This is a genomic window from Agromyces indicus (assembly GCF_031432295.1).
GTDB classification, from domain to species: Bacteria; Actinomycetota; Actinomycetes; order Actinomycetales; family Microbacteriaceae; genus Agromyces; species Agromyces indicus.
On sequence record NZ_JAVKGS010000003.1, the window covers coordinates 431,724 to 458,230 of the forward strand.

At 72.7% G+C, this 26,507-nt stretch carries 28 protein-coding genes and 1 riboswitch; of the genes, 13 read left to right on the plus strand and 15 right to left on the minus strand.

Translation table 11 applies throughout. The features are described from left to right. Positions 1-82: 82 nt before the first annotated feature. Positions 83-1,099 (minus strand): SIS domain-containing protein, encoded by a 1,017-nt coding sequence (locus RH861_RS11920; RefSeq protein WP_231878504.1) that lies wholly within the window; start codon positions 1,097-1,099, stop codon positions 83-85. Positions 1,100-1,465: 366 nt separating this feature from the next. On the opposite strand from RH861_RS11920, the gene RH861_RS11925 reads away from it, so the two are divergent. The 6 genes from RH861_RS11925 (at position 1,466) to RH861_RS11950 (ending at position 7,359) form a co-directional block, all read left to right on the plus strand. Beyond that, positions 1,466-2,785 (plus strand): ABC transporter substrate-binding protein, encoded by a 1,320-nt coding sequence (locus tag RH861_RS11925; protein WP_310521146.1) that lies wholly within the window; start codon positions 1,466-1,468, stop codon positions 2,783-2,785. Further along, a complete protein-coding gene (locus tag RH861_RS11930; protein ID WP_082846916.1) occupies positions 2,763-3,737 on the plus strand; it encodes a carbohydrate ABC transporter permease in 975 nt (324 codons plus the stop codon). Before RH861_RS11925 ends, RH861_RS11930 begins: the two co-directional genes overlap by 23 nt. Further along, complete coding sequence (locus RH861_RS11935) at positions 3,731-4,567, plus strand: carbohydrate ABC transporter permease (RefSeq protein ID WP_067945569.1); 837 nt, start codon at positions 3,731-3,733, stop codon at positions 4,565-4,567. Before RH861_RS11930 ends, RH861_RS11935 begins: the two co-directional genes overlap by 7 nt. Beyond that, positions 4,564-5,415: a sugar phosphate isomerase/epimerase family protein gene (locus RH861_RS11940; RefSeq protein WP_310521147.1), complete on the plus strand. Its 852-nt coding sequence runs from the start codon at positions 4,564-4,566 to the stop codon at positions 5,413-5,415. Before RH861_RS11935 ends, RH861_RS11940 begins: the two co-directional genes overlap by 4 nt. A gap of 62 nt (positions 5,416-5,477) precedes the next feature. After that, positions 5,478-6,491 carry an SIS domain-containing protein gene (locus RH861_RS11945; protein ID WP_067945574.1) on the plus strand — a complete coding sequence of 338 codons (1,014 nt, stop codon included), beginning with the start codon at positions 5,478-5,480 and terminating at the stop codon, positions 6,489-6,491. A gap of 10 nt (positions 6,492-6,501) precedes the next feature. Then, positions 6,502-7,359 carry a PfkB family carbohydrate kinase gene (locus RH861_RS11950; protein WP_310521148.1) on the plus strand — a complete coding sequence of 286 codons (858 nt, stop codon included), beginning with the start codon at positions 6,502-6,504 and terminating at the stop codon, positions 7,357-7,359. Positions 7,360-7,426: 67 nt separating this feature from the next. Here the strand turns inward: RH861_RS11950 and RH861_RS11955 are convergent, their stop codons facing one another. Further along, positions 7,427-8,059, minus strand: a complete 633-nt coding sequence (locus RH861_RS11955; protein ID WP_310521149.1) for a response regulator transcription factor — start codon at positions 8,057-8,059, stop codon at positions 7,427-7,429. Next, complete coding sequence (locus RH861_RS11960) at positions 8,056-9,309, minus strand: sensor histidine kinase (protein WP_310521150.1); 1,254 nt, start codon at positions 9,307-9,309, stop codon at positions 8,056-8,058. The genes RH861_RS11955 and RH861_RS11960 overlap by 4 nt, the downstream gene beginning before the upstream one ends. A 112-nt stretch (positions 9,310-9,421) precedes the next feature. Between RH861_RS11960 and RH861_RS11965 the strand changes: the two genes are divergently transcribed. Further along, complete coding sequence (locus RH861_RS11965; protein ID WP_310521151.1) at positions 9,422-9,913, plus strand: hypothetical protein; 492 nt, start codon at positions 9,422-9,424, stop codon at positions 9,911-9,913. A gap of 31 nt (positions 9,914-9,944) precedes the next feature. Here the strand turns inward: RH861_RS11965 and RH861_RS11970 are convergent, their stop codons facing one another. Continuing rightward, the gene (locus tag RH861_RS11970) at positions 9,945-11,117 is read right to left on the minus strand and encodes a hypothetical protein (protein WP_310521152.1); all 1,173 of its coding nucleotides are present in this window, start codon (positions 11,115-11,117) and stop codon (positions 9,945-9,947) included. 162 nt (positions 11,118-11,279) lie between these two features. Then, positions 11,280-11,391, plus strand: a riboswitch (TPP riboswitch). Here RH861_RS11970 and thiM point away from each other — a divergent pair. The 3 genes from thiM to RH861_RS11985 all read left to right on the plus strand — a co-directional run bounded on the left by thiM (position 11,382) and on the right by RH861_RS11985 (position 15,882). Then, positions 11,382-12,347 (plus strand): hydroxyethylthiazole kinase, encoded by a 966-nt coding sequence (thiM, locus tag RH861_RS11975; RefSeq protein WP_310521153.1) that lies wholly within the window; start codon positions 11,382-11,384, stop codon positions 12,345-12,347. (Overlaps the previous riboswitch by 10 nt.) Further along, on the plus strand, positions 12,344-14,560 hold the full coding sequence (locus RH861_RS11980; protein ID WP_310521154.1) for a bifunctional hydroxymethylpyrimidine kinase/phosphomethylpyrimidine kinase: 2,217 nt from the start codon (positions 12,344-12,346) through the stop codon (positions 14,558-14,560). Before thiM ends, RH861_RS11980 begins: the two co-directional genes overlap by 4 nt. Next, the gene (locus RH861_RS11985; RefSeq protein ID WP_310521155.1) at positions 14,557-15,882 is read left to right on the plus strand and encodes an MFS transporter; all 1,326 of its coding nucleotides are present in this window, start codon (positions 14,557-14,559) and stop codon (positions 15,880-15,882) included. The genes RH861_RS11980 and RH861_RS11985 overlap by 4 nt, the downstream gene beginning before the upstream one ends. Positions 15,883-15,952: 70 nt before the next feature. Here RH861_RS11985 and panD read toward each other — a convergent pair whose 3' ends face one another. From panD to gap, 8 genes are all read right to left on the minus strand, one after another. Then, positions 15,953-16,381, minus strand: a complete 429-nt coding sequence (gene panD, locus RH861_RS11990) for an aspartate 1-decarboxylase (RefSeq protein WP_310521156.1) — start codon at positions 16,379-16,381, stop codon at positions 15,953-15,955. Positions 16,382-16,423: 42 nt separating this feature from the next. Continuing rightward, positions 16,424-17,113, minus strand: a complete 690-nt coding sequence (locus RH861_RS11995) for a 4a-hydroxytetrahydrobiopterin dehydratase (RefSeq protein WP_310521157.1) — start codon at positions 17,111-17,113, stop codon at positions 16,424-16,426. Between the two features lie 73 nt (positions 17,114-17,186). Further along, the gene (locus RH861_RS12000) at positions 17,187-18,302 is read right to left on the minus strand and encodes a fatty acid desaturase family protein (RefSeq protein ID WP_310521158.1); all 1,116 of its coding nucleotides are present in this window, start codon (positions 18,300-18,302) and stop codon (positions 17,187-17,189) included. Positions 18,303-18,544: 242 nt separating this feature from the next. Further along, a complete protein-coding gene (locus RH861_RS12005; protein WP_067947467.1) occupies positions 18,545-18,733 on the minus strand; it encodes a hypothetical protein in 189 nt (62 codons plus the stop codon). Between the two features lie 104 nt (positions 18,734-18,837). After that, positions 18,838-19,482, minus strand: a complete 645-nt coding sequence (locus RH861_RS12010) for an NADPH-dependent F420 reductase (protein WP_310521159.1) — start codon at positions 19,480-19,482, stop codon at positions 18,838-18,840. A 73-nt stretch (positions 19,483-19,555) separates the two neighbouring features. Beyond that, positions 19,556-19,891 carry a hypothetical protein gene (locus RH861_RS12015; RefSeq protein WP_310521160.1) on the minus strand — a complete coding sequence of 112 codons (336 nt, stop codon included), beginning with the start codon at positions 19,889-19,891 and terminating at the stop codon, positions 19,556-19,558. 125 nt (positions 19,892-20,016) lie between these two features. Next, entirely contained in the window at positions 20,017-20,571 is a 555-nt protein-coding gene (locus RH861_RS12020; protein ID WP_310521161.1) for a dihydrofolate reductase family protein, read from the minus strand. Positions 20,572-20,834: 263 nt separating this feature from the next. After that, entirely contained in the window at positions 20,835-21,830 is a 996-nt protein-coding gene (gap, locus tag RH861_RS12025) for a type I glyceraldehyde-3-phosphate dehydrogenase (RefSeq protein ID WP_310521162.1), read from the minus strand. 189 nt (positions 21,831-22,019) lie between these two features. Here gap and RH861_RS12030 point away from each other — a divergent pair, with 189 nt between their 5' ends. Further along, on the plus strand, positions 22,020-22,475 hold the full coding sequence (locus tag RH861_RS12030) for a VanZ family protein (RefSeq protein WP_310521163.1): 456 nt from the start codon (positions 22,020-22,022) through the stop codon (positions 22,473-22,475). A gap of 72 nt (positions 22,476-22,547) precedes the next feature. Here the strand turns inward: RH861_RS12030 and RH861_RS12035 are convergent, their stop codons facing one another. Next, entirely contained in the window at positions 22,548-23,495 is a 948-nt protein-coding gene (locus RH861_RS12035) for a GlxA family transcriptional regulator (RefSeq protein WP_310521164.1), read from the minus strand. 42 nt (positions 23,496-23,537) lie between these two features. Then, complete coding sequence (locus RH861_RS12040; protein ID WP_310521165.1) at positions 23,538-24,152, minus strand: TetR/AcrR family transcriptional regulator; 615 nt, start codon at positions 24,150-24,152, stop codon at positions 23,538-23,540. A gap of 68 nt (positions 24,153-24,220) precedes the next feature. Between RH861_RS12040 and RH861_RS12045 the strand changes: the two genes are divergently transcribed. Further along, positions 24,221-25,249, plus strand: coding sequence for an NAD-dependent epimerase/dehydratase family protein (locus RH861_RS12045; protein WP_310521166.1), 1,029 nt, complete (start codon positions 24,221-24,223; stop codon positions 25,247-25,249). 92 nt (positions 25,250-25,341) lie between these two features. Here RH861_RS12045 and RH861_RS12050 read toward each other — a convergent pair whose 3' ends face one another. Then, a complete protein-coding gene (locus RH861_RS12050; RefSeq protein WP_310521167.1) occupies positions 25,342-26,085 on the minus strand; it encodes a glucose 1-dehydrogenase in 744 nt (247 codons plus the stop codon). Positions 26,086-26,286: 201 nt separating this feature from the next. On the opposite strand from RH861_RS12050, the gene RH861_RS12055 reads away from it, so the two are divergent. Next, complete coding sequence (locus RH861_RS12055; RefSeq protein ID WP_310521168.1) at positions 26,287-26,475, plus strand: hypothetical protein; 189 nt, start codon at positions 26,287-26,289, stop codon at positions 26,473-26,475. The last annotated feature ends 32 nt before the right edge of the window (positions 26,476-26,507 follow it).

The window sequence follows — 26,507 nt, forward strand, 5'->3', positions numbered from 1 at the left end:
GACGGGGTGGTCGAGGGGGTGGTCGAGGTCGACGGATGCCTCGCGGCGCGGTCAGCGGCCACGAGGCATCCGTCGGTGCGGCTCAGTAGTCGAGCACGCGGTAGTAGCGACGCAGGTCGAGGGAGTGCTCGCGCACCCGCTCGAGGTGCTTCGACACCCGGCCCATGACCGTGTCGAGCACGAGCGGCGCCAGGAGCCCGCGGAACTCGGGGCTGATGCCCTCGAGCGGGTAGTCCTTCGTGTCGAACACGGTCACGTCCTTCGAGATGCGCTTGGCGAACCGCTCGACGCGGTCGGTGAGCGCGCGGGTCTCGTCCTCGCCCTGGAAGACGATGACGCTCGTGTCCTCCTCGAGCAGTTCGAGCGAGCCGTGGAAGAACTCGGCGCTGTGCACGCGCGTGGTGCGCAGCCACTGCATCTCCTCGAGGATGCACATCGAGTAGAGGTAGGTGAAGCCCCACAGGTTCCCGCCGCCGACGAGGAAGTGGTAGTCGGTGCCGGCGTGCGCCTCGGCGAAGGCGGATGCCGCGGGCTCGGCCTGCTCGGCGACCTGCACGAGCACGTCGGGCAGCACCTGCAGCTCGTCGGCGAACCGCTCGTAGCCCTCGAACTCGCCGCGCTCCGAGAGCAGGCGGGTCATGAACAGCAGCATCTGCATGTCGAACGGCCAGGTCTTCGGCTCCGACACGAGCGCGATGTCGACCGCCTGCGCGATGGGCGACTCGGGATAGCCCGTGAAGCCGATCGTGGTCACGCCGCGCTGCTTGCAGTACTCGATCGCGCGCAGGCTGTCGTCGGTGGTGCCCGACACGGACGTGAAGATCGCGACGGAGTCGGCGCCGAGCGTCGCGTCGCCGGACTCGATGAGCTCGGCGGCGATGACCGCGCGCACCGGGAGCGTCGAGCTGCGGCGGGCGAGGTGCTCGTACGGCCACATCGCGGCGTACGTGCCGCCGGCGCCGATGAGGAAGAGGTTGGCGAAGCCCTCGGCGCGGAGGCGGTCGACGACCTCCTCGATCTGCGGGCGGAGCGCGACGGCGCTGGCCGTCTGCGCTCGGAAGGTGGTCTCGTCGAAGCCGAGCAGCGTGGTCTCGAGCATGGTGGTCCTTTCGATGCGGAACCGGCAGGTCGTCGTGATCTGGTACCGGTATCAGGTCGGCATCATGCTGACATACGCCGATCGGGGCGTCAACAACATCGGCGGGTCCCGCCCGGGTCGCGGGTCGCCATAATTGCCTTTGATCGGCGCTTTATATGTGCAGATATCGCTCACTCGCACCCGCCGAACCGTTACGGCGATGTATCGATCTCGATTCGCCCGAGAAAAACTCTGGTACCGGTATCAGATTCTGTGTAAAGTCATGCCCCACCAAGCAAGTCCGCGTCACACCTCGATCCAACGGCGGGTCGCCGGAGCGTCCACCTCCGGTCTGGTCCGACCTTCGCCTCGACCAAAAGGAAGACCATGCACGCACCGAGAATCACCGCAGTCACCGCCCTCGCCGCGGCATCCGCGCTCGCTCTCGCCGGATGCGCCGGGGGCAACGCCGCCCCGGCTGCCGACATCAGCGCCGAGCCGGAGTACTCCGGCACCCTCAGCATCCTCACGAAGTTCGGCGGCGACCCGCTCGGCCCGTACTTCGAGACCCTCGCGGCGGAGTACGAGGAGCTCCACCCCGACGTGACCGTCGAGCTCATCCAGGAGACCGACCAGAGCGTCAAGGACAAGACGAAGACGCTCACCGCATCCGGCGCCCTGCCCGACATCTACTTCACCTGGACCGGCAACTGGGCGCAGAACTTCATCGACGGCGGCCTCGCCGCCGACCTGACCGAGGTCATCGCCCCCGGCACCGAGTGGGGCGACACCTTCGGCGAGGCCTCGCTCAGCGCCTTCGAGGTGGACGGGAAGTACTACGGCATCCCGCTCTACAACAACGGCAAGTTCATGGGCTACAACACGGCGATCTTCGAGGAGGTCGGCATCGAGGTCCCCACCACGTTCGAGGAGCTCATCGAGAGCTGCGCGCCCCTCCGCGCCGCCGGCTACGAGCCGATCGCGTTCGGCAACAAGGACGGCTGGCCGGCCCTGCACTACCTGCAGCAGCTCTTCGCGTACAACGTGCCCGCCGACGTGCTGCAGGACGACTTCTCGCCTGCGACCGCGACCCTGGACCACCCGGGCTACGTCGCCTCGCTCGAGCAGTTCAAGACGCTCGTCGACGAGTGCACCGACACCGGCACGGGCACCAACGGCGTGCTCTACACCACCGCGCAGGAGGCCCTCGCCGGCGGTCGGGCCGCGATGTACTACCAGGAGATCCTCGAGTTCGACACCGTCACGGCCGAGGGCAACACCCTGACGCCGGAGGAGTTCGGCATCTTCCCGCTGCCCGTCCCCGAGGGCGCGGAGGGCGACCCCGAGGCGATCGAGGGCTCCCCCGAGGGCTACCTCATCAACGCCAGGTCGCCCCGCGCGGCCCTCGCGGTGGACTTCATGAAGTTCGCCACCACCCTCGAGAACGCCACGACGCTCTCGTCGCCGCCCTACGGCCAGCCGAGCACCGTGGTCGGCGCGGTCACCCCCGAGACGTCGAGCGTCGCCGTCTACGACGGCATCACCAAGGTGAACGAGGCCTCCGACCTCGTCATCTGGCTCGACACCGTGACCGTGCCCGAGGTCGCCGACGCCTGGCTCGCCGGCGGCGAGGCCCTCATCAGCGGCGGCTCGACGCCCGAGCAGATCCTCGAGAGCGTGCGGAATGCTTCTGACGCAGCCCAGTGAGCGCGTCGGCGCGGTGCCGGTGGCCCAGGCCGCCGGCACCCCGCCGGGCCGCCGCGTCCGACTCCCACGCCGCGGCATCCGTCGCCTCGCCGGCCTGGCGTGGATCCTGCCGGCGCTCGTCGTCCTCGCCGTCTTCGTGTACCTGCCGCTCGTGCAGAACCTCGGGTTCTCCACGATGGAGTGGGACATCTACAGCGGCAGCCAGGAGTTCATCGGGGCCGACAACTACGCCAAGCTCGTGCGCGACCCGATCTTCTGGTCGTCGCTCGGCAACAACGTGCTCTACGCGGTGATCTCGCTCGCCTTCCAGGTGTTCGGCGCGATCGTGCTCGCCGCGATCATCGAGGGCATCCGCAGCGACCGCTGGCGCCGCAGCCTGCGCGCGATCTACTTCGTGCCGTCCGCGATCTCGCTCACCGTCGCCGGGCTCCTCTTCTACTTCATCTACGAACCCAACCTCGGGTTGCTCAACCACGTGCTCGAGCAGATCGGCCTCGCCGCGTGGGCGCAGCCGTGGCTCGGACAGGAGAGCACCGCCATGGTCGCCGTCATCGCCATGAGCCAGTGGCAGGGATTCGGCTACTCGACGCTGCTCTTCGCGGTCGCGATCCAGCGGATCCCCTCCGAGCTCTACGAGGCCGCCGCGATCGACGGTATCGGCACCATCCGCCGCTTCTTCACGATCACCCTGCCCCTCGTGCGCGAGATGACGGGGCTCATGATCATCGTCACGATCTCGGGCGCGTTCCAGGTCTTCAACGAGGTCATGGTCATGACCTCGGGCGGCCCGAACAACTCCACGCAGGTGCTCGGCACCTGGCTCTACCGCAACGGGTTCGTGCGCAACGACTTCGGCTACGCCGCGGCCATCGCGACCGTCATCTTCGTCGTCACGCTCGCGATCGCGCTCGTGCAGCTCTGGATCAACCGCCGCAGAAGGGTGGAATGGTGACCCGTCTCTCGTTCGCCGGCACGGTCGGTCGCGTCTTCGTCTGGAGCTTCCTGCTCTGCCTCGTCGTGGTCGTCGTCTACCCGCTCACCTGGATGGTGCTGAACGGCTTCAAGACCAACGCCGAGCTGTTCGGCAACCCGTTCGCGCTGCCGCTGCAGTGGGGCTGGGACAACTACGCGGCCGCTTGGAACCGCGGCGTCAGCAACTACCTCACGACGAGCATCCTCGTCACGGTCACCTCGACGATCGCGACCGTGTTCATCAGCGCGTGGGCGGCGTACGGCCTCACCCGGGTGAACATCCCGCTGTCGCGGACGTGGGCGGCCGTCATCCTCGGCGGGCTCATGCTCGCCCCGACCGTCGCGCTCGTGCCGCTCGTGAAGATGTTCCAGTCGATGGGCCTGTACAACACCTTCTGGGCGCTGCTCATCCTCTACACCGCGTTCCGCATCCCGTTCACGACGTTCCTCATCCGGGCGTACATGATCGACCTCCCCCGCGAGGTCGACGAGGCGGCGGAGGTCGACGGCGCCAGCCGGTGGACCGCGTTCTGGCGCGTCATCCTGCCCATGTGCCGGCCGATCATCATCTCGGTCGTGATCCTGCACATCCTGTTCGCCTGGAACGAGTACCTGTTCGCGATGGTGTTCACGAGCGGGACCGAGATGCAGACGCTCCCGGTGGGACTCACGAGCCTCATGAGCAAGCACGGCACCGACTACCCGGTCGTGTTCGCCGGCATGGTCATCGCCGCGCTGCCCGTCGTCGTGCTGTTCTTCGCCTGCCAGCGGTATTTCATCAAGGGCCTCGCCGACGGGATCGGCAAGTGAGCGGCATCCGCCTCGACCGGATCACCGGGTCGAACTTCTCGTACCAGCACCTGCCGTTCGACCGGTTCCTCGACGACATGGTCGACCTCGGCCGCGAGCGCGTCGAGCTGTGGGGCATCGCGCCGCACCTGCACGTGCCGCACGTGAGCGCCGAGGAGGCCCGCGGCATCCGTCGCCGGCTCGCCGAACGCGGCCTCGCGGTGCAGTGCCTGACGCCCGAGCAGGTGATCTACCCCGTGAACGTCGCCTCGCCGGTGCCGTGGCTGCGGGCGTCGAGCATCGCGATGTTCCGTCGCGCGGCCGAGCTGTGCGGCGAACTCGGGTCGCCCATGCTGTTCCTGACGCCCGGGCGGGGCTTCGAAGACGAGCCGACGGATGCCGCGTGGCGGCGTTCGGTCGACGCGATCGGCGAGATCGCCGCCTATGCCGCCACGCTCGGGCTCGAGTGCGTGCTGGAACCGCTGCAGCGGGTCGAGTCGAACCTCGTCAACGACGCCGCGACGCTGGCGCGCATGCTCGACGAGATCGGCGCGCCCAACCTGGGTGCGGCGCTCGACACCGTCGCGATGGCCGTCGCGGGCGACACCGTCGACAGCTACTTCGACGCCCTCGGCGACCGGATCCGCCACGTGCACCTCGTCGACGGCACGCCGGCCGGGCACCTCGCCTGGGGCGACGGCGACCTGCCGCTCGGCGAGATCCTCGCCGCCCTCGCCCGCCGCGGCTACGACGGCTTCGCCACGTTCGAGCTCTTCGGCGACGGCACCTACGCGTTCGACCCGCGGCCCGCGCTCGAGCAGTGCCTCGCCGCCGTGGAGCGCGAGCTCGCGGCGCGTTCCGCCGCCTGACCTCGCGGCGCCGCGCCATCCGGGCGGCACCGCCACGACCCCACCACCACGAAAGGACCACCATGCTGAACTTCGACGAGGCCCGCTTCCTGGGCATCCAGGCCGGCGCCGTCGCACTCGCCGGACCCATCGACGCGTTCATCCGCGAACGCCTCGACGCCGGGGCCGCGAACGTCTTCTTCCTCGGCTCGGGCGGTGCCGGGATCCTCATGCAGCCCGCGGTGCGGCTGCTGCAGACCCGGTCCACGTTCCCGACGTTCCACGAGATGCCCGCCGAGCTCGTCGAGACCGGGTCGGTGCACCTCGGTCCCGGCTCGATCGTCGTGATCCCGTCGCTCTCGGGCACGACCGCCGAGAGCATCCGCGTGCTCGAGTACGCCCAGGAGCGCGGCGCCACCGTGCTCACCCTCACCGGGCACGCCGACACGCCCCTCGCCGAGCGGGCCGACCGGAACCTCACGACGTTCGCCGCCGACGACACCTCGAGCGAGACGTTCACGGTGCAGTCGCTGCTCATCGCGCTGTCGATCATGCGCGCCCGCGGCGAGTTCGACGACTACGACGCCGTGCTCGCCCAGCTCGCCACCCTGCCGGACGCGCTGCTCGGCGTGAAGCGCTCGTTCGAGCCGCGCGCGGCCGAGCTCGCGCGCGTCATCGCCGGGTCGGACTACCACGTGATCACGGGCGCCGGCGCAAGCTGGCCGGAGGCGTTCTACTACGGCATGTGCATCCTCGAGGAGATGCAGTGGATCCGCACGCGGCCCGTCCACGCGTCGGACTTCTTCCACGGCACGCTCGAGCTGCTCGAGCCGGGCGTGAGCGTCATCGCACTGAAGGGCGAGGATGCCGGCCGCGCCCTCGTCGAGCGGGTCGAGGCGTTCGTGCCGCGCATCACCGACACCCTGCAGGTGATCGACACCGCCGACTTCGAGCTGCTCGGCTTCACCCCGGAGGTGCGCGCGCTCCTGGCGCCCGCGCTGCTCGCGACCGCCCTCGAGCGGGTGAGCGCCCACCTCGAGGTGCTCCGCGACCACCCGCTCACGACGCGCCGCTACTACCGGCAGCTGCAGTACTGAGACCGACCGCATGATGCGCGCCTCCCGCGGATCGAGCGGCCTCGTCGTCGCGACGGTCGGCGACAACACGATCGACCGGTACGTCGGCGACGAGTCCGCCCGGTTCGCGGGCGGCAACGCGTTCAACGTCGCCGCGCAGCTCGCGATGCGCGGGGGCACCGTCGCGTACTTCGGTGCCGTGGGCGCCGACGCACACGCGCGCACGATCACGCGCGGTCTCCATCGCGCCGGGATCGACCCGGCCGGCCTCGTGACCCTGCCCGGGGCGACCGCCGTCACGACCATCCGGGTCACCGACGGCGACCGCGTCTTCGAGCACGAGGACTTCGGGGTGACGGCGGACTACTTCCCGAGCGATGCGCAGCTCGAGCGGCTGGCGGGGGCCCGCTGGGTGCACGTCGGCATGCTGCCCCGAGCCGACGAGCTCCGCGCGCAGCTGCGCTGGCGGCGGGACGCCCGCGGCAGCGGGCCGATCGTGAGCCAGGACTGCGCCGTCTCCGCGGGCTTCACCGACCTCGACGTCGCATTCGGGTCGGTCGGCGAAGACGGCGATGCCCGCGCCTGGGCCGTGGCCGCCCTCGAGGGCGGCGCCCGGTTCGCGGTCGTGACGCGCGGCGCCGCGGGCGCCGTCGCGACGGACGGCTCGGCGTGGTTCGCGCAGCACGCGATGCCGACCGACGTCGTCGACACCACCGGCGCCGGCGACGCCTTCATCGCGGGCTACGTCGATGCCCGCGTGGGCGGACTGGGGCAGGAGGTCGCCCTGGAGCGCGGCGCCCGCTGGGCCGCGGCTGCCTGCCGGCACCGCGGCGGCTGGCCGGGCGCCTCGGCGTCGGCCGAGAGCGCGGCGCTCGCCGACCTCGCCTGAGCGGCCGCGGCGCGGCGCGCGCTGCCCGTCCGGGCGGGCGCGGCGCAGCGCGCCCCGCCCGTCCCGATCAGATCCACCCCTGCTGCCACGCGATCTCGGCGGCCTCGTGCCGCGAGGCGGCGCCGAGCTTCGTCATCGCCGACGAGAGGTAGTTGCGCACGGTGCCCGGCGCGAGATGCAGCCGATCGGCGATCTGCACCACGCTCATCGTCGAGCGGCTGAAGCGGAGCGCGTCGAGCTCGCGGTCGGTGAGCGGGCACCGCTCGGCGGTGAGCGCGGTCGCGGCGATCTCCGGGTCGATGTAGCGGCGGCCGGCGGCCACATCGCGGATGACGTGGGCGAGCTCCTCGGCGGGCGTCGACTTCGGCACGAACCCCGACACGCGAGCCGCGAGCGCGCGTCGCAGCACGCCCGGCCGCGCGTGCCGCGTCACGATCACGACGCGCGTCGGCACCGTCGCGAGGATGCGCGTGGCCGCCTCGATCCCGTCGGCGCCGGGCATCTCGAGGTCGAGCAGGCACACGTCGGGCCGGGTCGCCGCCGCCTGCTCGATCGCCGCGAGGCCGTTGTCGACGCTCGCGACCACCTCGATGTCCGGCTCCAGGCCGAGCAGCGCCGCGAGCGCGCCCCTGATGAGGTGCTCGTCGTCGGCGATGAGCAGACGGATGCCGCCACCCGCCGCGTCCGCGCCGGTGCTCATTCGCCCACCCCGGCCGTGGCGCCGACCGCGACGGGCACGGTCGCCCGGAGCACGAACCGCTCGCCCGTCGCAACCGGCCCCGCGTCGAGGCGTCCGCCGACCGCGGCGAGTCGGTCCCGCAGTCCGGCGAGTCCGCTGCCCGGCACCCGCCGCGCGGCATCCGTCACCGCCTCGGCCGTCGCGCCGTCCGGAGCGGGGTCCGGAGCGGGGTCGGCGACGCCGTCGTTCTCGATCTCGAGCGTCACCCGGCCGTCCGCGGCCGCGAGTGCGATCCGCACCTGCGACGCCTCGCTGTGCCGCAGGATGTTCGTCGTCGCCTCGCGCACCACCGATGCGAGCACGGTCCGCGTCGCGGCATCCGTCGGCAGGTCGCCCACGTGCAGCTCGCACCGGGCCCCCGCGGCGGCGAGCACCTCGCGGGCGTTCTCGAGCTCGTCATCGAGGGCGACCTCGCGGTAGCCGGCGACGAGTCGGCGGGTCTCCTCGAGGGCCTGCTTCGCGATCAGGCGGGTCTCGTGCACGTGCTCGCGCGCGGCATCCGGATCGATCGAGAGGAGCCGCTCGGCGAGCTCCGACTTCAGCGAGATGACCTGCAGGTGGTGGCCCTGGATGTCGTGCAGGTCGGAGGCGAACCGCAGCCGCTCCTGCGCGACGGCGAGCTCGGCGGCCGCGCGGCGGTGACGGTCGAGCTCGACCACGATCTGCCACCACCAGAGGCTCGTGAGGACCATGAACGGCAGAAACGCCGAGTAGAACACGAGCACGCCGGTGCCCGGCCCGGCGCCCGCCTGGACGCCGCGGCCGATCACTCCCGCCAGCAGCGGATGGCACGCCGTGAGTGCCGCGCCCCCGACGAGCAGCGCCCAGCGCGCCGACTTCGGCAGCAGGGCCGCGACCAGGCAGATCGCGACCCACAGCGGCAGCGCGCCGAGCAGCGACCCTCCCGGGGCGACGAGGCCGATCACCCATGCGGCTCCCGCCGGGGCGAGCAGCGCCACCGTCCACCCGGTCGCGGGCAGCCCGCCACCGCGGCCGACGCGCAGGAACCACGCGTACCGCACCTGCACCACGACCGACAGGAGCACCGCCACGACGAGCGCCACGGTCGCCGGATCCGCTCCGTCCGCCATCGCCTCGGCGAGCGCGAGCAGGAGGAACCCGTCGAGCAGGATGAGCACGAAGACGATCGAGCTGAGCGTGTAGAGCCAGGTGGCGTGGACTCCGCGGGCGGAGTCGCGTGGTGGAGCCATGCCCCCGAGCGTAGGCCCATGACATTTGTCACGGTCCTGCGTGCGCGATCACCCGGCAACCGGTGACGCCGCGACACTGGGCGGGAGCGGCGCGCGACGCGAGGCTGGAGGCATGATCGAAGCGCTCCAGGACTTCACCTCCTCCCTCCCCGTCTTCCTCCAGTGGTTCGGGGTCATGCTCGCCGCCGCCATCCCGTTCGTCGAGTCGTACGCGGGCGCCGTCATCGGCGTGCTCGCCGGGCTCAACCCGGTCGTCGCGATCATCGCGGCGATCGTCGGCAACTTCGTCTCCATGGTCGTCGTGGTGCTGAGCGCCCACCGCGTGCGCACCCGGGTCGCCGCCGGCCGCGGGGACGACCTCGGCGGCGATCCGGTCGAGGAGTCGCCGCGACGCCGGCGGCTCCGGGAACGGTTCGACCGCTATGGCGTGCCCGGCGTGAGCCTGCTCGGGCAGACGATCCTGCCCAGCCAGATCACCTCGGCCGCGATGGTGTCGTTCGGCGCGTCGAAGAACGCGGTGATCCTCTGGCAGACGATCTCGATCGTCATGTGGGGCGTCGTGTTCGGCGTGCTCGCCACGCTGGGGGTGTCGGTGCTGCGCTGACCCCCGACCGGATGGCCCTCGCGCCGCGCCGTCACCCGCCGAGCGCGCGGCGGGCCACCCGGTACTTCTCGACGAGGCGGAGCTGCGTCTCGTAGTCGAGCCGACGCAGTCGCCAGCGCGCCGTGTTGTCGTCGATGTCGGCGAGCTTCACCCGCCGGGCCGCGTCGTGGGCGCGGATACGCGCGTAGTACTCCTCGGCCGCGACCCCCGGCGAGCGCGTCAGCAGCCGGACGACCTCGATGACGTCGGGCCGGACACCGGCCTCGAAGAGCTCGTGCGCGGTCACCGGCGTGTCCTCGAGCACGTCGTGCAGCCAGGCCGCCGCCGCCTCGAGGGGGTGCGTCGCGGGGTCGAACCGCTCGGCCATGCGACCCGGGTGATCGATGTAGGGCGCGCCGCCCCGGTCGAGCTGCCCGCGGTGCGCGACGAACGCGATGCCCTTCGCGAGCGCGACCTGCTCGACGGCTTCCGTGCCGGCCAGTGTCGGAGGTTCCGCGGCAGCGGGCTGGGGCTCGGGCTCCGGGTCGGGGTCGGGTGCGGTCTCGCGTTCCGCGTCGTCGACGGATGCCACCGGCTCGGCCTCGTCGACGGATGCCGCGGGCTCGGACTCGTCGACGGATGCCACCGGCTCGGACTCGTCGACGGACGCCACGGGCGCGGCGTGCACGAACGTCGAGCGTCGCGACTCCGAGGCGGTCGTCTCCGCGTCCTCCGTCACGCCCTCCGCGTCATCGTCCCGCTCGGGCTGCGGGTGCTCGTCCACGTCGTCTCCGGCCTCCTCCTCCGCCTCCGCGATCGGGTCGCGGCCGCGGACGGGCCGCACGAACCCGAGTTCCGCCTCGAGCTCGCCGAGCTCGCGGTCGTCGAGTTCCAGGAGCGACCGGCCGCCCTCGCTGCTGCGGCGGTCGAACCAGTCGTGGTCGACCTCGTCCATCCGCACGCCGTCGCGCGTGGTGAAGTAGCGGCGGCGCGCGCCATCCGTCACCGCGATGATGACCGCGTCGAACTCGCCGCTCGGCTCGACGCTGCTGAGGAAGTACCGGCGCCGGTCGACGACCGACCGGCGGGCGGGCACGCTCGGCACCTCGATCGGCTGCGCGTGCGCGCCGGTCCGGCCTTCGGCGTGCGACGGGATCACGGGCACGGGCGCGTCCGCGCGCTCGCCCGGTGTCGGGGCGAGGTCGTCGTCGGCGAGGTCGGTCATCCGGACTCCTGGTGGCAGCGGGGGTGTGCGGAGCGGAGGGGTGGGAAGCGGATCGGGGTGGCGGGATGGGGGCCCGCAGGAGCGATGCTACGACGTCGCGACGCGGATGTCGCGGAATGAACGCGTGCTCGCGGCATCCGTTCGCCGGCCGCTAGGCTCGCCGGCAGTGACACGGGGTGCCGCCCCACCCGCCGAGCGGGCCGGAGCGGCTGAGATCACACCCGTCGAACCTGATCTAGTTCGGACTAGCGAAGGGATGTCGCCATGCGCGCACGTCTGTCCATCGACCCTGCCCACCAGTCGGCCGTGCCGGCATCCGACGCGGATGCCACGGCCCACGAGACCGCGGCGGAGACCGCCGCACGCCTCCTCGGCGCCCTGCGCGAGCAGTCGCCGCTCACCCACTGCATCACCAACAGCGTGGTGACGAACGTCACCGCCAACGCGCTCCTCGCGATCGGCGCCGCGCCCGCGATGGTCGACCTCACCGGCGAGGCCGGCGCGTTCGCCCGCGTCGCGGGCGGCCTGCTCGTGAACCTCGGCACGCCGCACCCCGAGCAGCGCGACGCGGGCCGCGAGGCCGTCGCCGCCGCCGCGGCGGCGGGCACGCCGTGGGTGCTCGACCCGGTCGCGGTCGGCGCGCTGCCCGTGCGGACGGCGCTTGCCCGGGAACTGCTCGCGGCACGGCCGACGGCGATCCGCGGCAACGCGTCGGAGATCCTCGCCCTCGCGGGGGCCGGCGCGGGCGGGCGCGGGGTCGACGCCGCCGACCGCACGGATGCCGCAGCCGACGCCGCCGCGGAGCTGGCTGCGACGCACGGGTCGGTCGTGGCGGTCTCGGGGCCGGTCGACCTCATCACCGACGGCGTCCGGACGGCGCGGATCGCCAACGGCGACGCGCTGCTCACGCGCATCACGGGCGGCGGGTGCGCGCTCGGCGCCGTGACCGCGGCGTTCCTCGCGACGGCCCGCACGACCGGCGACGACGCGTTCGACGCGACCGTCGCCGCCACCGCGGTCTACACGGTCGCCGCCGAACTCGCCTCCGGGCGGGCCGATGGCAGCGCCCCGGTGGGTCCCGGCACGTTCGGCGTCCGCTTCCTCGACGCCCTGGCCACCGTCGACGCCGCCGACCTGCGGGCCCGCGCGCACCTCACGGTGACCCGCGCCGCCGCGCACGCCGACGCCGCGCCCGCGCTCGCCGCCGTCGCGGCCGGAGCCCGCACGTGAGCGCCCGCCGCGCGCTCGACCTGTCCCTCACCCTCGTCACGGATGCCGCGCAGTGCGGCGCCCGCGGCGTTGCATCCGTCGTCGCCGACGCCGTCGCGGGCGGCGTGCGCACGGTGCAGCTGCGCGACAAGGCCGCCTCCGACACCGAGGTGCTCCGGCAGCTCGAGGCGCTCGCCGACGCGATCGACGGCCGTGCGACGCTGCTCGTCAACGACCGGCTCGAGGTGGTTGCGGCCGCCCGCCGCGCCGGACTGCCCGTCGACGGCGTGCACCTCGGCCAGGGCGACGTCCCGGTGCTCCGCGCACGCGACGTGCTCGGCGCCGACGCGATCGTGGGCCTGACCGCGAACACGGCCGCGCACCTCGAGGTGGTCGAGCGGATGCCGCGGGGCACCGTCGACTACCTCGGCGTCGGCGTCATCCGCCCCACCGCGACCAAGCCCGACCACCCGCCGGCACTCGGCATCGAGGGATTCGCGCGGATCGCCGCAGCCAACCCGCTGCCGTGCGTCGCGATCGGCGGAGTGCGAGCGGAGGACGTCGCGGACCTGCGGGCTGCGGGCGCGGCGGGCGTGGCCGTGGTGTCGGCCGTCTGCGCCGCCGCGGACCCGCGGGCCGCCGCGCAGGAGTTCGCGCGCGCGTGGACGAATCGCGAGCGGCGCCCGGCCGCGTCCGGTGCGGTCCGACCACCGCAGGCGACGGTGCCGCGCGTGCTCAGCATCGCCGGCAGCGACCCCTCCGGCGGCGCCGGCATCCAGGCCGACCTCAAGGCGATCGCCGCAACGGGCGGATACGGCATGGCCGTGATCACGGCCCTCACCGCCCAGAACACCCGCGGGGTCCGCGCCGTGCACGTGCCGCCCGCGACGTTCCTCGCCGAGCAGCTCGACGCGATCGCCGACGACATCGCCGTCGACGCGGTCAAGATCGGCATGCTCGCGAACACGGAGGTGATCCGCACGGTCGGAGACTGGCTCGCGCGCACGCGCCCGCCCGTCGTCGTGCTCGATCCCGTCATGGTCGCCACGAGCGGCGACCGCCTCCTCGACGCCGACGCCGAGGCGGCGCTGCGCGACCTGCTCCCCCACGCCGACCTCGTCACGCCGAACCTCGCCGAGCTCGCCGTGCTCGCGGGCGCCGACGCCCCGGCCGGCACGTGGTCGGAGGCGATCGCGCAGGCCGAGGCGCTCTCGGCGACCACCGGCGTGCGGGTGCTCGCGAAGGGCGGGCACCTGGGCGGCGCCGACGCGCCCGACGCGCTCGTCGACGCGGCATCCGCTCGCCTCGTCGAGTACCCGGGCGAGCGCATCGCGACGACCGCGACCCACGGCACCGGCTGCTCGCTGTCGTCGGCGATCGCCACGCGACGCGCCGCGACCGGCGACTGGGAGACCGCCGTCGCCGAGGCGCGCCGCTGGCTGCGCGAGTCGCTCCGCCACGGCGAGACCCTGCGGGTCGGCGGCGGCCACGGCCCCGTGCACCACTTCGCCGGGCTGTGGGAGCGCGGCGGACTCGCCACCGCCCCGACGCCCGCCGAGGTCGAGGCGGACTGGTGGGACGGCATCGCCGACGTGCGCCGCGGCATCGACGAACTGCCGTTCATCCGCGGACTCGCCGACGGCACGCTCGAGCGCGAGCCGTTCCGGTTCTACCTCGCGCAGGACGCGCTCTACCTGCGCGACTACGCGCGCGTGCTCGCCGTGGCGGCGGCGCTGGCACCGGATGCCACGGCGCAGGCGTTCTGGGCGAGGTCGGCCGAGGGCGCCATCGCGGGCGAGCTCGAGCTGCACCGGTCCTGGCTCGGCCGGACGACCGCGCCGCCCGACCCGGCACCGGCGACGACCGCGTACCTCGACCACCTCGCTGCGGCCGGTGCGCGCGTCGACTACCCGGTGCTCATCGCCGCGCTGCTGCCGTGCTTCCAGCTGTACGCCGACCTCGGCGCGCGCCTCGCGGCGGGCGAGTTCGGCCCCGCGGCGCTCGACCCCGCGCACCCGTACGCGTCGTGGCTCGCGACCTACGCCGACCCCGGCTTCGCCGTCGCGAACCGCCAGGCGATCGACCTGGTGTCGGCGACCGCGGCGCACGCGACGCCCGAGGTACGCGAGCGGATGCGGCGCGCCCACCGGCGCTCGTCGGAGCACGAACTCGCGTTCTTCGCGGCGCCCCTCACGACATCGGCCATTGCGCCGGGCGAGGAGGTGCCCGCATGAGCGCCACGACCGCGACCGGCCGGCCCGCGGCATCCGCTCACCCCACCGAGCCGCCGCGCGACCCGGCGAGCACCCGGCGTGCGGTCACGGCCGCGTCGCTCGGCACGGTGCTCGAGTGGTACGACTTCTTCCTCTACGGCACCGCGGCGGCGCTCGTGTTCCCGGTGCTGTTCTTCCCCGGCGAGGACCCGCTCACCGCCGTGCTGCTCTCGTTCGCCGTCTACGCGACCGGGTTCGTCGCCCGGCCGCTCGGCGGACTCGTCTCCGGGTATTTCGGCGACCGCATCGGCCGACGGCGCACCCTCATCGCGACGCTGCTCGTCATGGGCACCGCGACCGCGCTCATCGGGCTGCTGCCCACGCACGCCCAGGTCGGGGCGCTCGCGCCCATGCTGCTCGTCGGGCTGCGGCTCGTGCAGGGCGCCGCGACCGGCGGCGAGTGGTCGGGCGCCGTGCTGCTCGCCCTCGAGCACGCCCCGAGCCGGCGGGGGCTTCGCGGCGGGTTCATCTCGAGCGCCGTGTACGTCGGGCTGATCCTCGGCAACCTCGCGTTCGTCGTGCTCGTCGCGGTGCTCGACGAGGCGGCGCTGCTCGCGTGGGGATGGCGCGTGCCGTTCGTCGCGAGCCTCGTGCTCCTCGCCGTGGCGGCGTACCTGCGCTGGCGCGTCGACGAGTCGCCCGAGTTCGCCGCGGTCCTCCGCGACGGACGCCGCGCCCGGCGCCCGCTCGTGGAGGCCGTGCGCCGGCCCCGCAACGTGCTCGCCGTGTTCCTCGTGCGGCTCGGCCAGAACACGAGCTTCTACGTCATCTCGGTGTTCTGCCTCGGCTACGCCTCGACCGTGCTCGGCATGCCGCGATGGGTGACGCTCACCGCGCTGCTCGCGGGTGCGACGGTCGCGGCCGTGCTCTGCCCGCTGTGGGGCGCGCTCGGCGACCGCGTCGGACCGCGCCGGGTCGTGCTCGTCGCGCTCGGCGGACTCGGCGTGCTCGCCGTGCCGCTGTTCGTCGTGCTCGACACGGGGTCGGCGGCGCTCGTCATCGCCGTCGTCACGCTCGCGATCGGCTTCGTGAACGCCGCGGCGGACGGGGTGCAGCCCGCGTGGTTCGCGTCGCTGTTCGACGTGCGCGTGCGGTACTCGGGCATCACGATCGGGCGCGAGGCCGCGTCGATCGTCGGCGGCGGGCTCGCCCCGCTCGCGGCGACCGCGCTGCTCGCCGCGACCGGGCACTGGTGGCCGATCGCGGCGCTCATGCTCGGCAGCGCGGTGCTCGGCGTGCTCGGCGCCGCGCTGGCCCGCCCCGTGGCCGCTCCGCGCGCCTAGCGGCGCCGGCCTCCACCGTGCGCACCGCCGTGGACACCGCCCGCCAAGGGAGACGCGGCAAGCGCGGCCGTCACCGCCCGACGAGCGCGTGCGGGGGCGTCGCGAGCCCCTCGACGACGGATGCCGCCGGGTCGTCGCCGAGCTCGACGATGCGGTTCGCCGCGTCGACGTGCACGATGCGCGGCGCGAAGCCCGCGGCATCCGTCGACTCGACCGAGGCCCACGAGATCACGATCACGAGATCGCCCGGCGCCGCCAGCCGCGCCGCCGCCCCGTTGATGCCCAGCACGCCCGAGCCGCGCTCGCCCGCGATCGTGTACGTCTCGAAGCGTGCTCCGGTGTTGATGTTCACCACCGTGACCAGCTCGCCGGGCAGCAGGTCGGCGGCCTCGAGCAGGTCGACGTCGATCGTGATCGAGCCGACGTAGTGCAGGTCGGCGTGGGTCACGGTCGCGCGGTGGATCTTCGACTTCAGCATCGTGCGGGAGAAACGGGTCATGCTCCGATCCTGCCGCGTCGCCGCCGCACGCGCCGCCGCACGCTACACCGGACGCTCCTCCTCGAGACGCACCGAGCCCCTGCCGATCCACGCCGTGACGTCGACCTTGTGGTTCTCGGCGTCGGCGAGCGTCCACCAGTCGGGTGCCTCGGAGTCGTCGACCAGGCGACCGCCCGCGGCGAGCGCCGCCTCGATGCGGGCCTGCACGAGGTCGTACGGCACGCAGACGTCGACGTGCATGCGTCCGCGGTTCGGACGCACCGCGTCCGTCGGCTGCAGGAACACCGACGAGCTCCGCCGCAGCGGGTCGACGAGGTGCGTGTCGTTCGGACGCACGTACCCCAGCACCGCCTGCCAGAACGGCGTCACGTCGGCCGACTCGGGCGACGCGACCGCGGTCTGCACGACCTGGAGGGCCGCGACATCCGCTGCCAGCCCGTGCTCGCGCGCCACCGCCGAGATGCGCCGTGCGACGTCGAGATCACGGGTGCTGAGGTTCCGGATGTCGCGGCTGATGAGCTTCACGGCGACGCCCTCGTGCCGCAGGTCGATGTCGGGCTCATGCCGCACCACCTCGTCGAGCGCGGTGATCGCCGCGACGAATCGGGCGCCCGCCGCATACGACCCGGTTCGGAAGAACGCGTGCGCGCCCCAGTACAGCACCCGCCAGTCGTCGGTGCCGTCGGCGTCGTGGAACTGCTTCGGGGTGATCGGGTCGGGCGCGGCATCCATTCGGCCATGCTCGCGTGCCCCGCCGACACCGGCAACCGCGTGGGGGGCCGCGGTCGCCGGGCCGACCGGGGAGCTATCGGGTGAGGCTCGCGCGCTGCTCGACGAGCGGGCACGTGAACGGGTCGCGTTCGCCGAGGCCGACCCGGTTGATGTACCGCAGCACGATCCCGTAGCTCTGCCAGAGCCCGGTGACCGTGTACGCGACTCCGCGCTCACGGCAGTACGCGGCGACGAGGGGCGCGGCGCGACGCAGATGCGGACGCGGCATCGACGGGAACAGGTGATGCTCGACCTGGTAGTTGAGGCCGCCCATCATGAAGTCGAGCACCCGGTTGCCGCGGATGTTGCGGCTCATGAGCACCTGTCGCCGGAGGAAGTCGAGCTTCAGGCTCTTCGGCACCAGCGGCATCCCCTTGTGGTTCGGCGCGAACGACATGCCCATGTAGACGCCGAACACGCCGAGCTGCACGGCGAGGAACGCCGCCGCGACGCCCGGCGACAGCACGAGGAAGACGAGCGCGACGTACCCGACGATCCGCACGCCGAGGAACGCGATCTCGACGGGGCGGCGCGCGACGGGCGCGCGCTGGAAGACGCGGCGGACGCTCGACGCGTGCAGCGACAGCCCCTCGAGCAGCAGGATCGGGAAGAAGAACGCGCCCTGGTGCGACATGACCCACCGCACGAGCGGCGTCCGCGCCTTCGCTGCCCGGTCGGGCGTGACGGCGATCACGGGCAGGTCGATGTCGGGGTCGACGCCGACCTGGTTCGGATTCGCGTGATGGCGCGTGTGCTTGTGCTGCCACCAGCCGTAGCTCATGCCGACGAAGAAGTCGCCGAGGATGAGGCTGATCCAGTCGTTCCAGCGCCCCGACCGGAAGATCTGCCGGTGGGCGGCGTCGTGCCCGAGGAACGCGGTCTGCGTGAACAGCACCGCGAAGACGACGGCGGTGAACAGCTGCCACCAGGTGTCGCCGATCCAGATGAACGCCGCGACGAGGGCGATGTAGGCGAGCGGAATCAGGCTGAGCTTCGTCCAGTAGTACCCGTATCGTCGGCGCATGAGCCCGGCGGACTTCACGAGCCGCGCCAGGTCGGTGAAGTCGCTGTTCGCCGCGGCTCGGTCACCTCGACGCGCCTTCGTCGCGATGGTGGCCGCGGATGCCGCGGCAGGTGATGTTTTGGCCATTCCGGACCTGCTTCCCCGCACGACCTCGTGCGTGGGCGACCCGGGATTCCTCGACGTTCGGGTGCACTCTGACCCGCCGCTTTCAGGCTACGCGCGAGGCGACCCGCCGAACCGGATACACGAGGGATTCTCAGGTCGTGCGTCGGAGTCGGCGGCATACTCCCTCGACCACGCCGACCTCGCCGGGCAGGCCGGGTTCCACCCGCCGCGGCGTCGTCCCACCACGCCTGCGGCGTGCGGGGTCAGGCGCCGGCCGGCTCGCCCTTCAACTCGGAGTAGCGCTGCGCATGCACCTGCGCCAGGTCGATCGACCCGGTCAGCAGGGCCTCGGCGCACTCGCGCGCGGCCTCATCGAGCTCGACCTCGCGGTGGCGCCCCTCGGTCGTGGCCTGCAGGGCGCGCTTCAGGCGGTCCCGGTCTTCGTAGATCATGGTCTCCTCTTCTCGGCCTTCGGAGCGATCATGACGCCGTCGTCAACCGGTGAGACGAGAACATACCGCCCCGGAGCGGTCCGTGCCAAGGGCCGGCGCGCCGCTCAGGCGGCGAGGCGCTCGGCTCGGGCGAGGTTCGCCACCAGCTCGTCGCGGGTCTGCGGCACGACGTACGCGGGCTGGTCGCGCTCGACCCGCCAGCTCTCCGCGAGCGGGCCCACGTTCACGGTGTCGAAGCCGAATCGGTCGTACAGCTCGGTCACGAAGGCGACCGCGTCGTCGTGGTCGCTCGAGGTGGCGAGGGCGCGACGTCCGGGCGTGCCCGCCGGGGCGCCATCCGTCGTGATGTCCTTCGCCATGATGTGGTTGAACCCCTTCACCACGCGGCTGGTCGGCAGGTGCTCCTGCAGGAGGCCGGACACCGTCGCGCGCCCCTCGTCGATGGCGGCGATGCGGCCGTCGCGCTCCCAGTAGTAGTTGTTCGTGTCGATCACGATCTTCCCCGCGAGCGGCTCGACCGGGATGTCGCGGTACGCCTTGAGCGGCACGGTCACGACGACGACGTCGCCCGCCGCGCCCGCTTCCTCCGCGGTGGCCGCCCGCGCCCGGGGGCCGAGCTCCGCGACGAGGTCGGCGAGCGTCTCCGGCCCGCGCGAGTTGGCGATCACGACGTCGTACCCGTTCGCCACGGCCGCGCGCGCGACCTGGCTGCCGATGTTGCCTGCTCCGATGATTCCGAGTGTGGTCATGGTGTCAGGCAACGGATGCCGCGGCCGTCCTCTTCCCGATCCGCGCCGATCCGCTCCAATCCCCAGCCGCCGCTCAGCCCAGCAGGGCGCCGACGGATGCCGCGACGAAGAAGAGCACCCACACGGCCACGATCGTGAGGAACACCGACAGCGTCGCGATCCCGAGCACCGACGCCGCGAGGCCCAGCAGTCGCCCGGGCAGCCGCGCGCCCACGGGAGGAGCCCAGTACAGCCGCCAGTCGCTGCCTGCCCGGAGCATCGCCCCCGAAACGGCGAACGGTCCCGCCATGGCGAGCCCCATCCACGCGAGAGCCGCGGCGCCGGCACCGGATGCGACGCCGGGCAGCGACGTCACGATGAGCGCGGGCAGGCACACCACCAGCAGCACCGCCGCGATGGGCAGCTGCACATGCCCGGCCCACCACACACCTCGCGCGAAAGGGGTGTGGCCGGCGGGTGGACGGCGCTGCCACCACCACTCCCGACGCACCGCGGGAGCGGGCGTGGCCGGCTCGGCCGGCGGCATCCGCTCGCTCATCGCATCACGTCGAAGACCTGCTTGACGACCCCGTTCGAGTACACCTCGTGCTCGACGAGCTTCAGCGAGCCCTGCTCGCGGCCGTTGAAGAGGCGCTTGCCCTCGCCGAGCACGACGGGGAACACCAGCAGGTGGTACCGGTCGACGAGACCCGCCTCGGCGAGACCCTGCGCGAGCGTCAGGCTCGCGTGCACGATGATGGTGCCCTCGCCGTCGCCCTGCTTGAGGGCGGCGACCTCGTCGAGCGAGCGAAGCACGGTCGTGTTGTTCCACTCGGGGTCGGTGAGGGTCGACGAGACGACGTACTTCGGCATGGCGTTGTAGACGTCGAACTCGTCCATGGTCGGCCAGACCGGGGCGAATTCGTCATAGCTGACGCGGCCCAGCATCATGGCGCCGGCCTCGTCCTGTTCGCGGCCCTTGAGGTCGTACATCTCCTCGACGAAGGGCACCTCGTTGAAGGTCCAGCCCGCCCGCGGGTGCTCGCCACCACCGGGCGAGTCGACCACGCCGTCGAGGGTCATGAACTCGGTGACGATGAGGGTGCGCATGGCGGTCTCCATTCGGGATCGGTCCGGGGCGGTCCGTCCGCCCCCTCACTCTGGACGTCGAACGGCACCGCCGGGAATCGACACGCGCGTCGAGTTCGCGTTCGAACCACGTTCTCGCCGCGGAACCACGGCGGAGCAGGGTTCGGGCGCGACAACGTGGTTCCAGCGCGGCGCACCCCGCGCGGGGCGCGGACGCGAATCGCGCCGGCGGGGGCTCCACTCCCCCACCGGCGCGACATCCGTTCTCGCGTTCGACCCCGACGTCAGGCCGCGAGCAGCTCCAGCGTGTCGATCACGCGGTTCGAGAAGCCCCACTCGTTGTCGTACCAGGCGACGACCTTGACGTGCTTGCCGTCGACGCGGGTGAGCTCGGCGTCGAAGATCGACGAGTGCGGGTTGCCGACGATGTCGCTCGAGACGAGCGGCTCCTCCGAGTACTCGAGCACGCCCGCGAGCTCGCCGTCGGCGGCCGCACGGTACGCGGCGAGCACCTCGTCGCGCGTGACGTCCTTCGACACGGTCGCGTTGAGCTCGACGATCGAGCCGACCGGCACGGGCACGCGCATCGCGTCGCCGTTGAGCTTGCCGTCGAGCTGCGGCAGCACGAGGCCGATGGCCTTCGCGGCACCCGTCGACGAGGGCACGATGTTCTCGGCGGCGGCACGGGCGCGGCGCGCGTCGGAGTGGGGGGCGTCCTGCAGGTTCTGGTCCTGCGTGTACGCGTGGATCGTGGTCATGAACCCGTGCTCGATGCCGGCGAGGTCGTCGAGGACCTTCGCGAGCGGGGCGAGCGCGTTGGTGGTGCAGGACGCGTTCGAGATGACGGTGTGAGCGGATGCGTCGTACGCGTCGGTGTTCACGCCGTAGGCGAGCGTGACATCCGCGCCCTTCGACGGGGCGCTCACGAGCACCTTCTTCGCGCCCGCGGCGAGGTGGGCGCGCGCGGCCTCGGCGTCGGTGAAGCGGCCGGTCGACTCGAGCACGATGTCGACGTCGAGCTCGCCCCAGGGCAGCTTCGCCGGGTCGCGCTCGGCGAGCACCTTCACGCGGTGACCGTCGATGACGAGCACGTCGCCGTCGACCTCGACCGAACGGCCGAAGCGGCCGCCGACGGTGTCGTACTTGAGCAGCCGCGCGAGCGCGGCGGGGTCGGTGAGGTCGTTCACGGCGACGACCTCGAGGGTCGAGTCGCGCTCGAGGAGGGCACGCAGGGTGTTGCGGCCGATGCGTCCGAAGCCGTTGACGGCGATGCGGGTCATTTGCGGGGTGTTCCTTTCTCATCCGCGAGATGTCCGAGTCCACCTTCGCCGTGGAGCCCGCCAAGCGGCAGTGGCTTGCACGACAACGTTCGAAAGGATCTCGCCAATCATGGAGTCCACCGGCGGCACACCGGACCCACTGAGCCGACTTCAAGCGGTGCTTCAGGCAGGTTGGGAAGAATGTCGCGAATGCGCCCCCTCCGACCTGCACCCGTGCTGCTCGTGCTGTACGTCGCGCTCGTGCTCTGGGCGACCCTCGGCCCGGTGCCGTGGGCGGGCCACGGCTACCAGGCTCCCGACGGCGTGCTCGACTGGCGCATCTGGTTCGACGCCGACACGTGGACGTCGGGCACTCGCACGGAGTTCATCCTCAACGTGCTCATGTTCGTGCCGCTCGGCGCGCTCCTCGCGCGCACCATGCGCCGCGCGCCGCTGCTCGTCGTGACCGCGGTCGCGGTCGGGCTCGGCGTGATCATCGAGCTCACCCAGATCGGCATGGTCGACCGCATCTCCGACCCGCGCGACGTCGTCGCGAACGCGGGCGGCGCGCTCGTCGGCGTGCTCATCGCCCGGGGCGTCGCGGCGCTCGCCGGCGCGTTCTCGTCGCCGTCGCCGGCGCGCGCCCGCGCGCAGCGCACCTCCTGACGCCGATCGCGACCGCGCCGGCGACACCGACGGCGACGCCGACGCGACGACGGCCGCGAGCGCGCGAGCGCCTCAGGCGGCGAACGTGTGACGGTACTCCGACGGCGACGTGCCGAGGATGCGCTGGAAGTGCAGTCGCAGGTTGGCGCCCGTGCCGAGCCCGACCTGCGCCGCGACCTGCTCGACGCCGAGGTCGGTGCGCTCGAGCAGCTCGCGCGCGAGGTCGATGCGCGCCCGCAGGATCCACTGCATGGGCGTGTAGCCGGTGTCGTCGACGAAGCGCCGTGAGAACGTGCGCGGCGACACGGTCGCGTTGCGCGCGAGGTCCTCGAGCGTGATGGGCTCGTGCAGGTGCTCGAGCGCCCACTGCCGGGTGGCCGCGAACACGTCGCCGAGCGGCTCGGGCAGCGCCCGCGGCACGTACTGCGCCTGCCCGCCGCTGCGGTACGGCGCCGCGACCAGACGGCGGGCGGCATGGTTCGACACGGCGACGCCATGGTCGCGTCGCACGAGGTGCAGGCAGAGGTCGATGCCGGATGCCGCGCCGGCCGACGTCAGCACCTGCCCCTCGTCGACGAACAGCACGTTCTCGTCGACGTTGACGAGCGGATGCCGCGCCCGCAGCGCCCGCGTGTAGTGCCAGTGCGTCGTGGCCCGCCGCCCGTCGAGCAGCCCGGTCGCGGCGAGCGCGAACGCCCCCGTGGAGATCGCCGCGATCCGCGCGCCGCGGGCGTGCGCGGCCAGGAGCGCGTCGACGACGTCGGCCGGCGGGTCCTCGCGGTCGGGATGCCGGTATCCCGGGATGAAGATCGTCTCGGCCCATTCGAACGCCTCGAGCCCGTCGGCGACGTGGTACGAGAGCCCGTCGCCGCCGGTCACTGGCCCCGGGCGGGCGCCGCAGACGCGCACCTCGTAGGGCATGCTCGCCCGGGTGGTGAAGGTCTGCGCCGGGATGCCCACGTCGAGCGGCTTCGCCCCCTCGAGCACGAGCACGGCGACGCGGTGGTTGGTCCTCGTCATGTGGCAAGGATGCCACCGACCGCAAGGATCCCGCAGCGGGAGTCAGCGCGCCTGCGGCCACCAGCCGGGCATGAGCGTCGCGATGCGCGCAGCGGATGCCGCGGCATCCGTCTCGTCGCCCATCGCCCACGTCTCGATCGCCCCGACGAGCCCGCCGGCCACGTATGCGGCCGCCTCGTCGATCGCCGCGGCGGCGACCGGCGCGCCGGGCACGCCCTGGGCGCGCCACACCTCGAGCGCGAGCCGGGCGCGCCGCCGCATCCGCTCGTCGAGGGCCGTGCGGAACACGCCGCGGCTCGCCGAGCCGAACAGCGCCCGGTAGCCCGCACGCTCGACCGCGACGTGGTCGAGCACCCTCGTGAGCGAGTCGAGGTAGCGTTCGGCGACGTGCTCGGGCGTCTCACCGGCGGGCTCGACGTCGACCGCCGTGAGCCGGTCGAGGTCCTGCGTGAAGACGGCGAGCGCGAACGCGTGCACGCTCGGCGCGTGCGCGTAGAACGTCGTGCGGTGCACGCCCGCCTCGCGGCAGAGGCGCGCGACGGTGATCGCGTCGAGCGGGTCGTGCTCGAGCAGCCGCAGCAGTGCGTCGGTCAGCGCGGCCCGCGTGCGCCGCTGCCGGGGGTCGTCGAGCGTCGGGTCGGGGCCGGTCTCGCTCATGCCGTCACCCTATCCGCGGCTCGCCGCACGCTCGGGACCGCCCGGTAGAGTCCGTCCCGGAGGTGCGCATGGACGACGAACTGGTCCTGGTGACGGGCGGCACGGGGTTCGTGGCCCTCCACTGCATCGTGCGACTCCTCGCCGATGGCACGCGCGAGCGGGCGACCGTGCGGCACCCGCAGCGGGCCGACGACCTGCGTGCGCTGGTGCGGCTCGCGGGGGCCGATCCGGCCGGACTCGAGGTCGCGACGGCCGACCTGCTCGACGACGCGGGCTGGCCGGCGGGCGTGCAGGGGGCCACGCACGTGCTCCACGTGGCCTCGCCGTTCCCGGCGCGCCAGCCGAAGGACGAGGACGAGCTCATCGTGCCCGCCCGCGACGGGGCGCTGCGGGTGCTGCGCGCGGCCCGCGATGCGGGAGTGCGGCGGGTGGTGCTGACGTCGTCGTTCGCGGCGATCGGCTACGGGACGCATCCCGGCCGCCGGTTCACCGAGGAGGACTGGACCGACCCGTCCTCGCGAACGATCACGCCGTACGTGCGGTCGAAGACGCTGGCCGAGCGCGCGGCGTGGGACTTCGTGGGCCGGGAGGGCGGCGACCTCGAACTGGCGACGGTGAACCCGGTCGGCATCTTCGGTCCGGCGATCGGCACCGACCTATCGGCCTCGCTCGAGCTGCTGCTCGCGCTCCTCAACGGCAAGTACCCTGCGGTGCCGCGCGGCACGGTGAACGCGGTCGACGTGCGCGACGTCGCCGACCTGCACGTGCGCGCGATGCGGCATCCGGATGCCGCGGGCGAACGGTTCCTCGCCGTGTCGGGCGACGCGTTCGAGTACCGGGAGCTGTCGCTGCTCATGCGCGCCGAACTCGGCGACCGGGCCCGCCGTGCGACGACGCGGGTGCTGCCCGACTGGGTGGTCCGCGCCGCGGCCCCGTTCGTCGGGGAGGCGCGGACGATCGCCGCCGAACTCGGCCGGCGCGTCGACGCGTCGCACGAGAAGGCGACCCGCCTGCTCGGCTGGACGCCGCTCCCGCGCGAGGAGGCCGTGCTGGCCGCGGCGCGGAGCCTCGTCGACCTCGGGCTCGTCCGCCCCTGACCCCGGTCCGCCCTGGGCGGCATCGAACGGGCGAGCGGATGCCGCGACGCGAGGCCGCGGCATCCGCTCGAGGGGGCGCATCGGGCGCCGGCTCAGCTCTCGTAGTGCGCGAGCCCCGCGGTCTCGCCGCCGTCGGCGACGAACTCGGCGCCGGTCGAGAAGCTCGACTCGTCGCTCGCGAGGAACAGGATGAGGTTCGACAGCTCGATGGGCTCGCCGACGCGGTGCAGCGCCACGTGGTTCTGCGGCGTCTCCAGCTCCTCGGTCATCGGGGTGCGGATGACGCCCGGGTGCACCGAGTTCACGCGGATGTTGTAGCGCCCGAGGTCGAGGGCGGCGTTCTTCGTGAGGCCGCGCACGCCGAACTTCGCCGCGTTGTAGCCGGGCAGCGCTTCGTAGCCCTGCAGGCCGGCGGTCGAGGAGATGTTGATGATCGAGCCGGCGCCCGACTCCTTCAGCGCGGGGATCGCGGCCTTGATGCCGTAGAACACCCCGGTGAGGTTGATGTCGATGATCTTCTGCCAGGCGTCGATCGGGTACTCCTCGATCGGGCCGAAGTTGGCGATGCCGGCGTTGTTCACCACGATGTCGAGCCGGCCGAACGCCTCGGTCGCCGCCGCGACGGCCGACTCCCACTGGGCGTAGTCGGTCACGTCGAGGTGCACGTACCGCGCGTGCTCGTCGCCGAGTTCGGCCGCGAGCGCCGCGCCCTCGTCGTCGAGCAGGTCGCCGATCACCACCTTCGCGCCCTCCGCCACGAGCAGGCGGGCGTGCGACGCCCCCATGCCCCGTGCTCCACCGCTGATGAGTGCGACCTTGCCGCTGACGCGTGCCATGTTGACGCTCCTTGTCTCGCCGCGGGCGATCGGCCCGCGGCATCCGTTGCCTTCTGGGCCCGGGGTCGGATGGCTCCGGGTACGCGTCTAATCTACACGTGTCGATTACGTGGCGGCTGGGTGCGCGCTGGGATTGTCAAGCGCTGGCCGCGACGAACGGATGCTGCGAGCGTGGAGGGACCACGGAGGAGAGGAGCGACCATGAGCGACATCCCACCCGAGGAGGACCGCGAGGACCGCACGGGCACCGCGGGCGACGACCGCCAGGACGGCGCCGGCAGCCAGGGCACGATCCCGGACGCGCCGGACGGCGTCGGCGTCGGCGTCACCGAGGAGAAGAACACGTTCGAGCCCGAGGAGGACCCGGACGTCACGGGCGTGCACGAGTGAACGCCGACGGGGGCCCGCCATGACGGCGGGCC

Coding starts and splice junctions, on each gene's coding strand:
- RH861_RS11920 (WP_231878504.1), bottom strand. CDS start 1,099: ATGCTCGAGACCACGCTGCTCGGCTTCGACGAGACCACCTTCCGAGCG.
- RH861_RS11925 (WP_310521146.1), top strand. CDS start 1,466: ATGCACGCACCGAGAATCACCGCAGTCACCGCCCTCGCCGCGGCATCC.
- RH861_RS11930 (WP_082846916.1), top strand. CDS start 2,763: ATGCTTCTGACGCAGCCCAGTGAGCGCGTCGGCGCGGTGCCGGTGGCC.
- RH861_RS11935 (WP_067945569.1), top strand. CDS start 3,731: ATGGTGACCCGTCTCTCGTTCGCCGGCACGGTCGGTCGCGTCTTCGTC.
- RH861_RS11945 (WP_067945574.1), top strand. CDS start 5,478: ATGCTGAACTTCGACGAGGCCCGCTTCCTGGGCATCCAGGCCGGCGCC.
- RH861_RS11950 (WP_310521148.1), top strand. CDS start 6,502: ATGATGCGCGCCTCCCGCGGATCGAGCGGCCTCGTCGTCGCGACGGTC.
- RH861_RS11955 (WP_310521149.1), bottom strand. CDS start 8,059: ATGAGCACCGGCGCGGACGCGGCGGGTGGCGGCATCCGTCTGCTCATC.
- RH861_RS11960 (WP_310521150.1), bottom strand. CDS start 9,309: ATGGCTCCACCACGCGACTCCGCCCGCGGAGTCCACGCCACCTGGCTC.
- RH861_RS11965 (WP_310521151.1), top strand. CDS start 9,422: ATGATCGAAGCGCTCCAGGACTTCACCTCCTCCCTCCCCGTCTTCCTC.
- RH861_RS11970 (WP_310521152.1), bottom strand. CDS start 11,117: ATGACCGACCTCGCCGACGACGACCTCGCCCCGACACCGGGCGAGCGC.
- thiM (WP_310521153.1), top strand. CDS start 11,382: ATGCGCGCACGTCTGTCCATCGACCCTGCCCACCAGTCGGCCGTGCCG.
- RH861_RS11985 (WP_310521155.1), top strand. CDS start 14,557: ATGAGCGCCACGACCGCGACCGGCCGGCCCGCGGCATCCGCTCACCCC.
- panD (WP_310521156.1), bottom strand. CDS start 16,381: ATGACCCGTTTCTCCCGCACGATGCTGAAGTCGAAGATCCACCGCGCG.
- RH861_RS11995 (WP_310521157.1), bottom strand. CDS start 17,113: ATGGATGCCGCGCCCGACCCGATCACCCCGAAGCAGTTCCACGACGCC.
- RH861_RS12000 (WP_310521158.1), bottom strand. CDS start 18,302: ATGGCCAAAACATCACCTGCCGCGGCATCCGCGGCCACCATCGCGACG.
- RH861_RS12005 (WP_067947467.1), bottom strand. CDS start 18,733: ATGATCTACGAAGACCGGGACCGCCTGAAGCGCGCCCTGCAGGCCACG.
- RH861_RS12010 (WP_310521159.1), bottom strand. CDS start 19,482: ATGACCACACTCGGAATCATCGGAGCAGGCAACATCGGCAGCCAGGTC.
- RH861_RS12020 (WP_310521161.1), bottom strand. CDS start 20,571: ATGCGCACCCTCATCGTCACCGAGTTCATGACCCTCGACGGCGTGGTC.
- gap (WP_310521162.1), bottom strand. CDS start 21,830: ATGACCCGCATCGCCGTCAACGGCTTCGGACGCATCGGCCGCAACACC.
- RH861_RS12030 (WP_310521163.1), top strand. CDS start 22,020: ATGCGCCCCCTCCGACCTGCACCCGTGCTGCTCGTGCTGTACGTCGCG.
- RH861_RS12035 (WP_310521164.1), bottom strand. CDS start 23,495: ATGACGAGGACCAACCACCGCGTCGCCGTGCTCGTGCTCGAGGGGGCG.
- RH861_RS12040 (WP_310521165.1), bottom strand. CDS start 24,152: ATGAGCGAGACCGGCCCCGACCCGACGCTCGACGACCCCCGGCAGCGG.
- RH861_RS12045 (WP_310521166.1), top strand. CDS start 24,221: ATGGACGACGAACTGGTCCTGGTGACGGGCGGCACGGGGTTCGTGGCC.
- RH861_RS12050 (WP_310521167.1), bottom strand. CDS start 26,085: ATGGCACGCGTCAGCGGCAAGGTCGCACTCATCAGCGGTGGAGCACGG.
- RH861_RS12055 (WP_310521168.1), top strand. CDS start 26,287: ATGAGCGACATCCCACCCGAGGAGGACCGCGAGGACCGCACGGGCACC.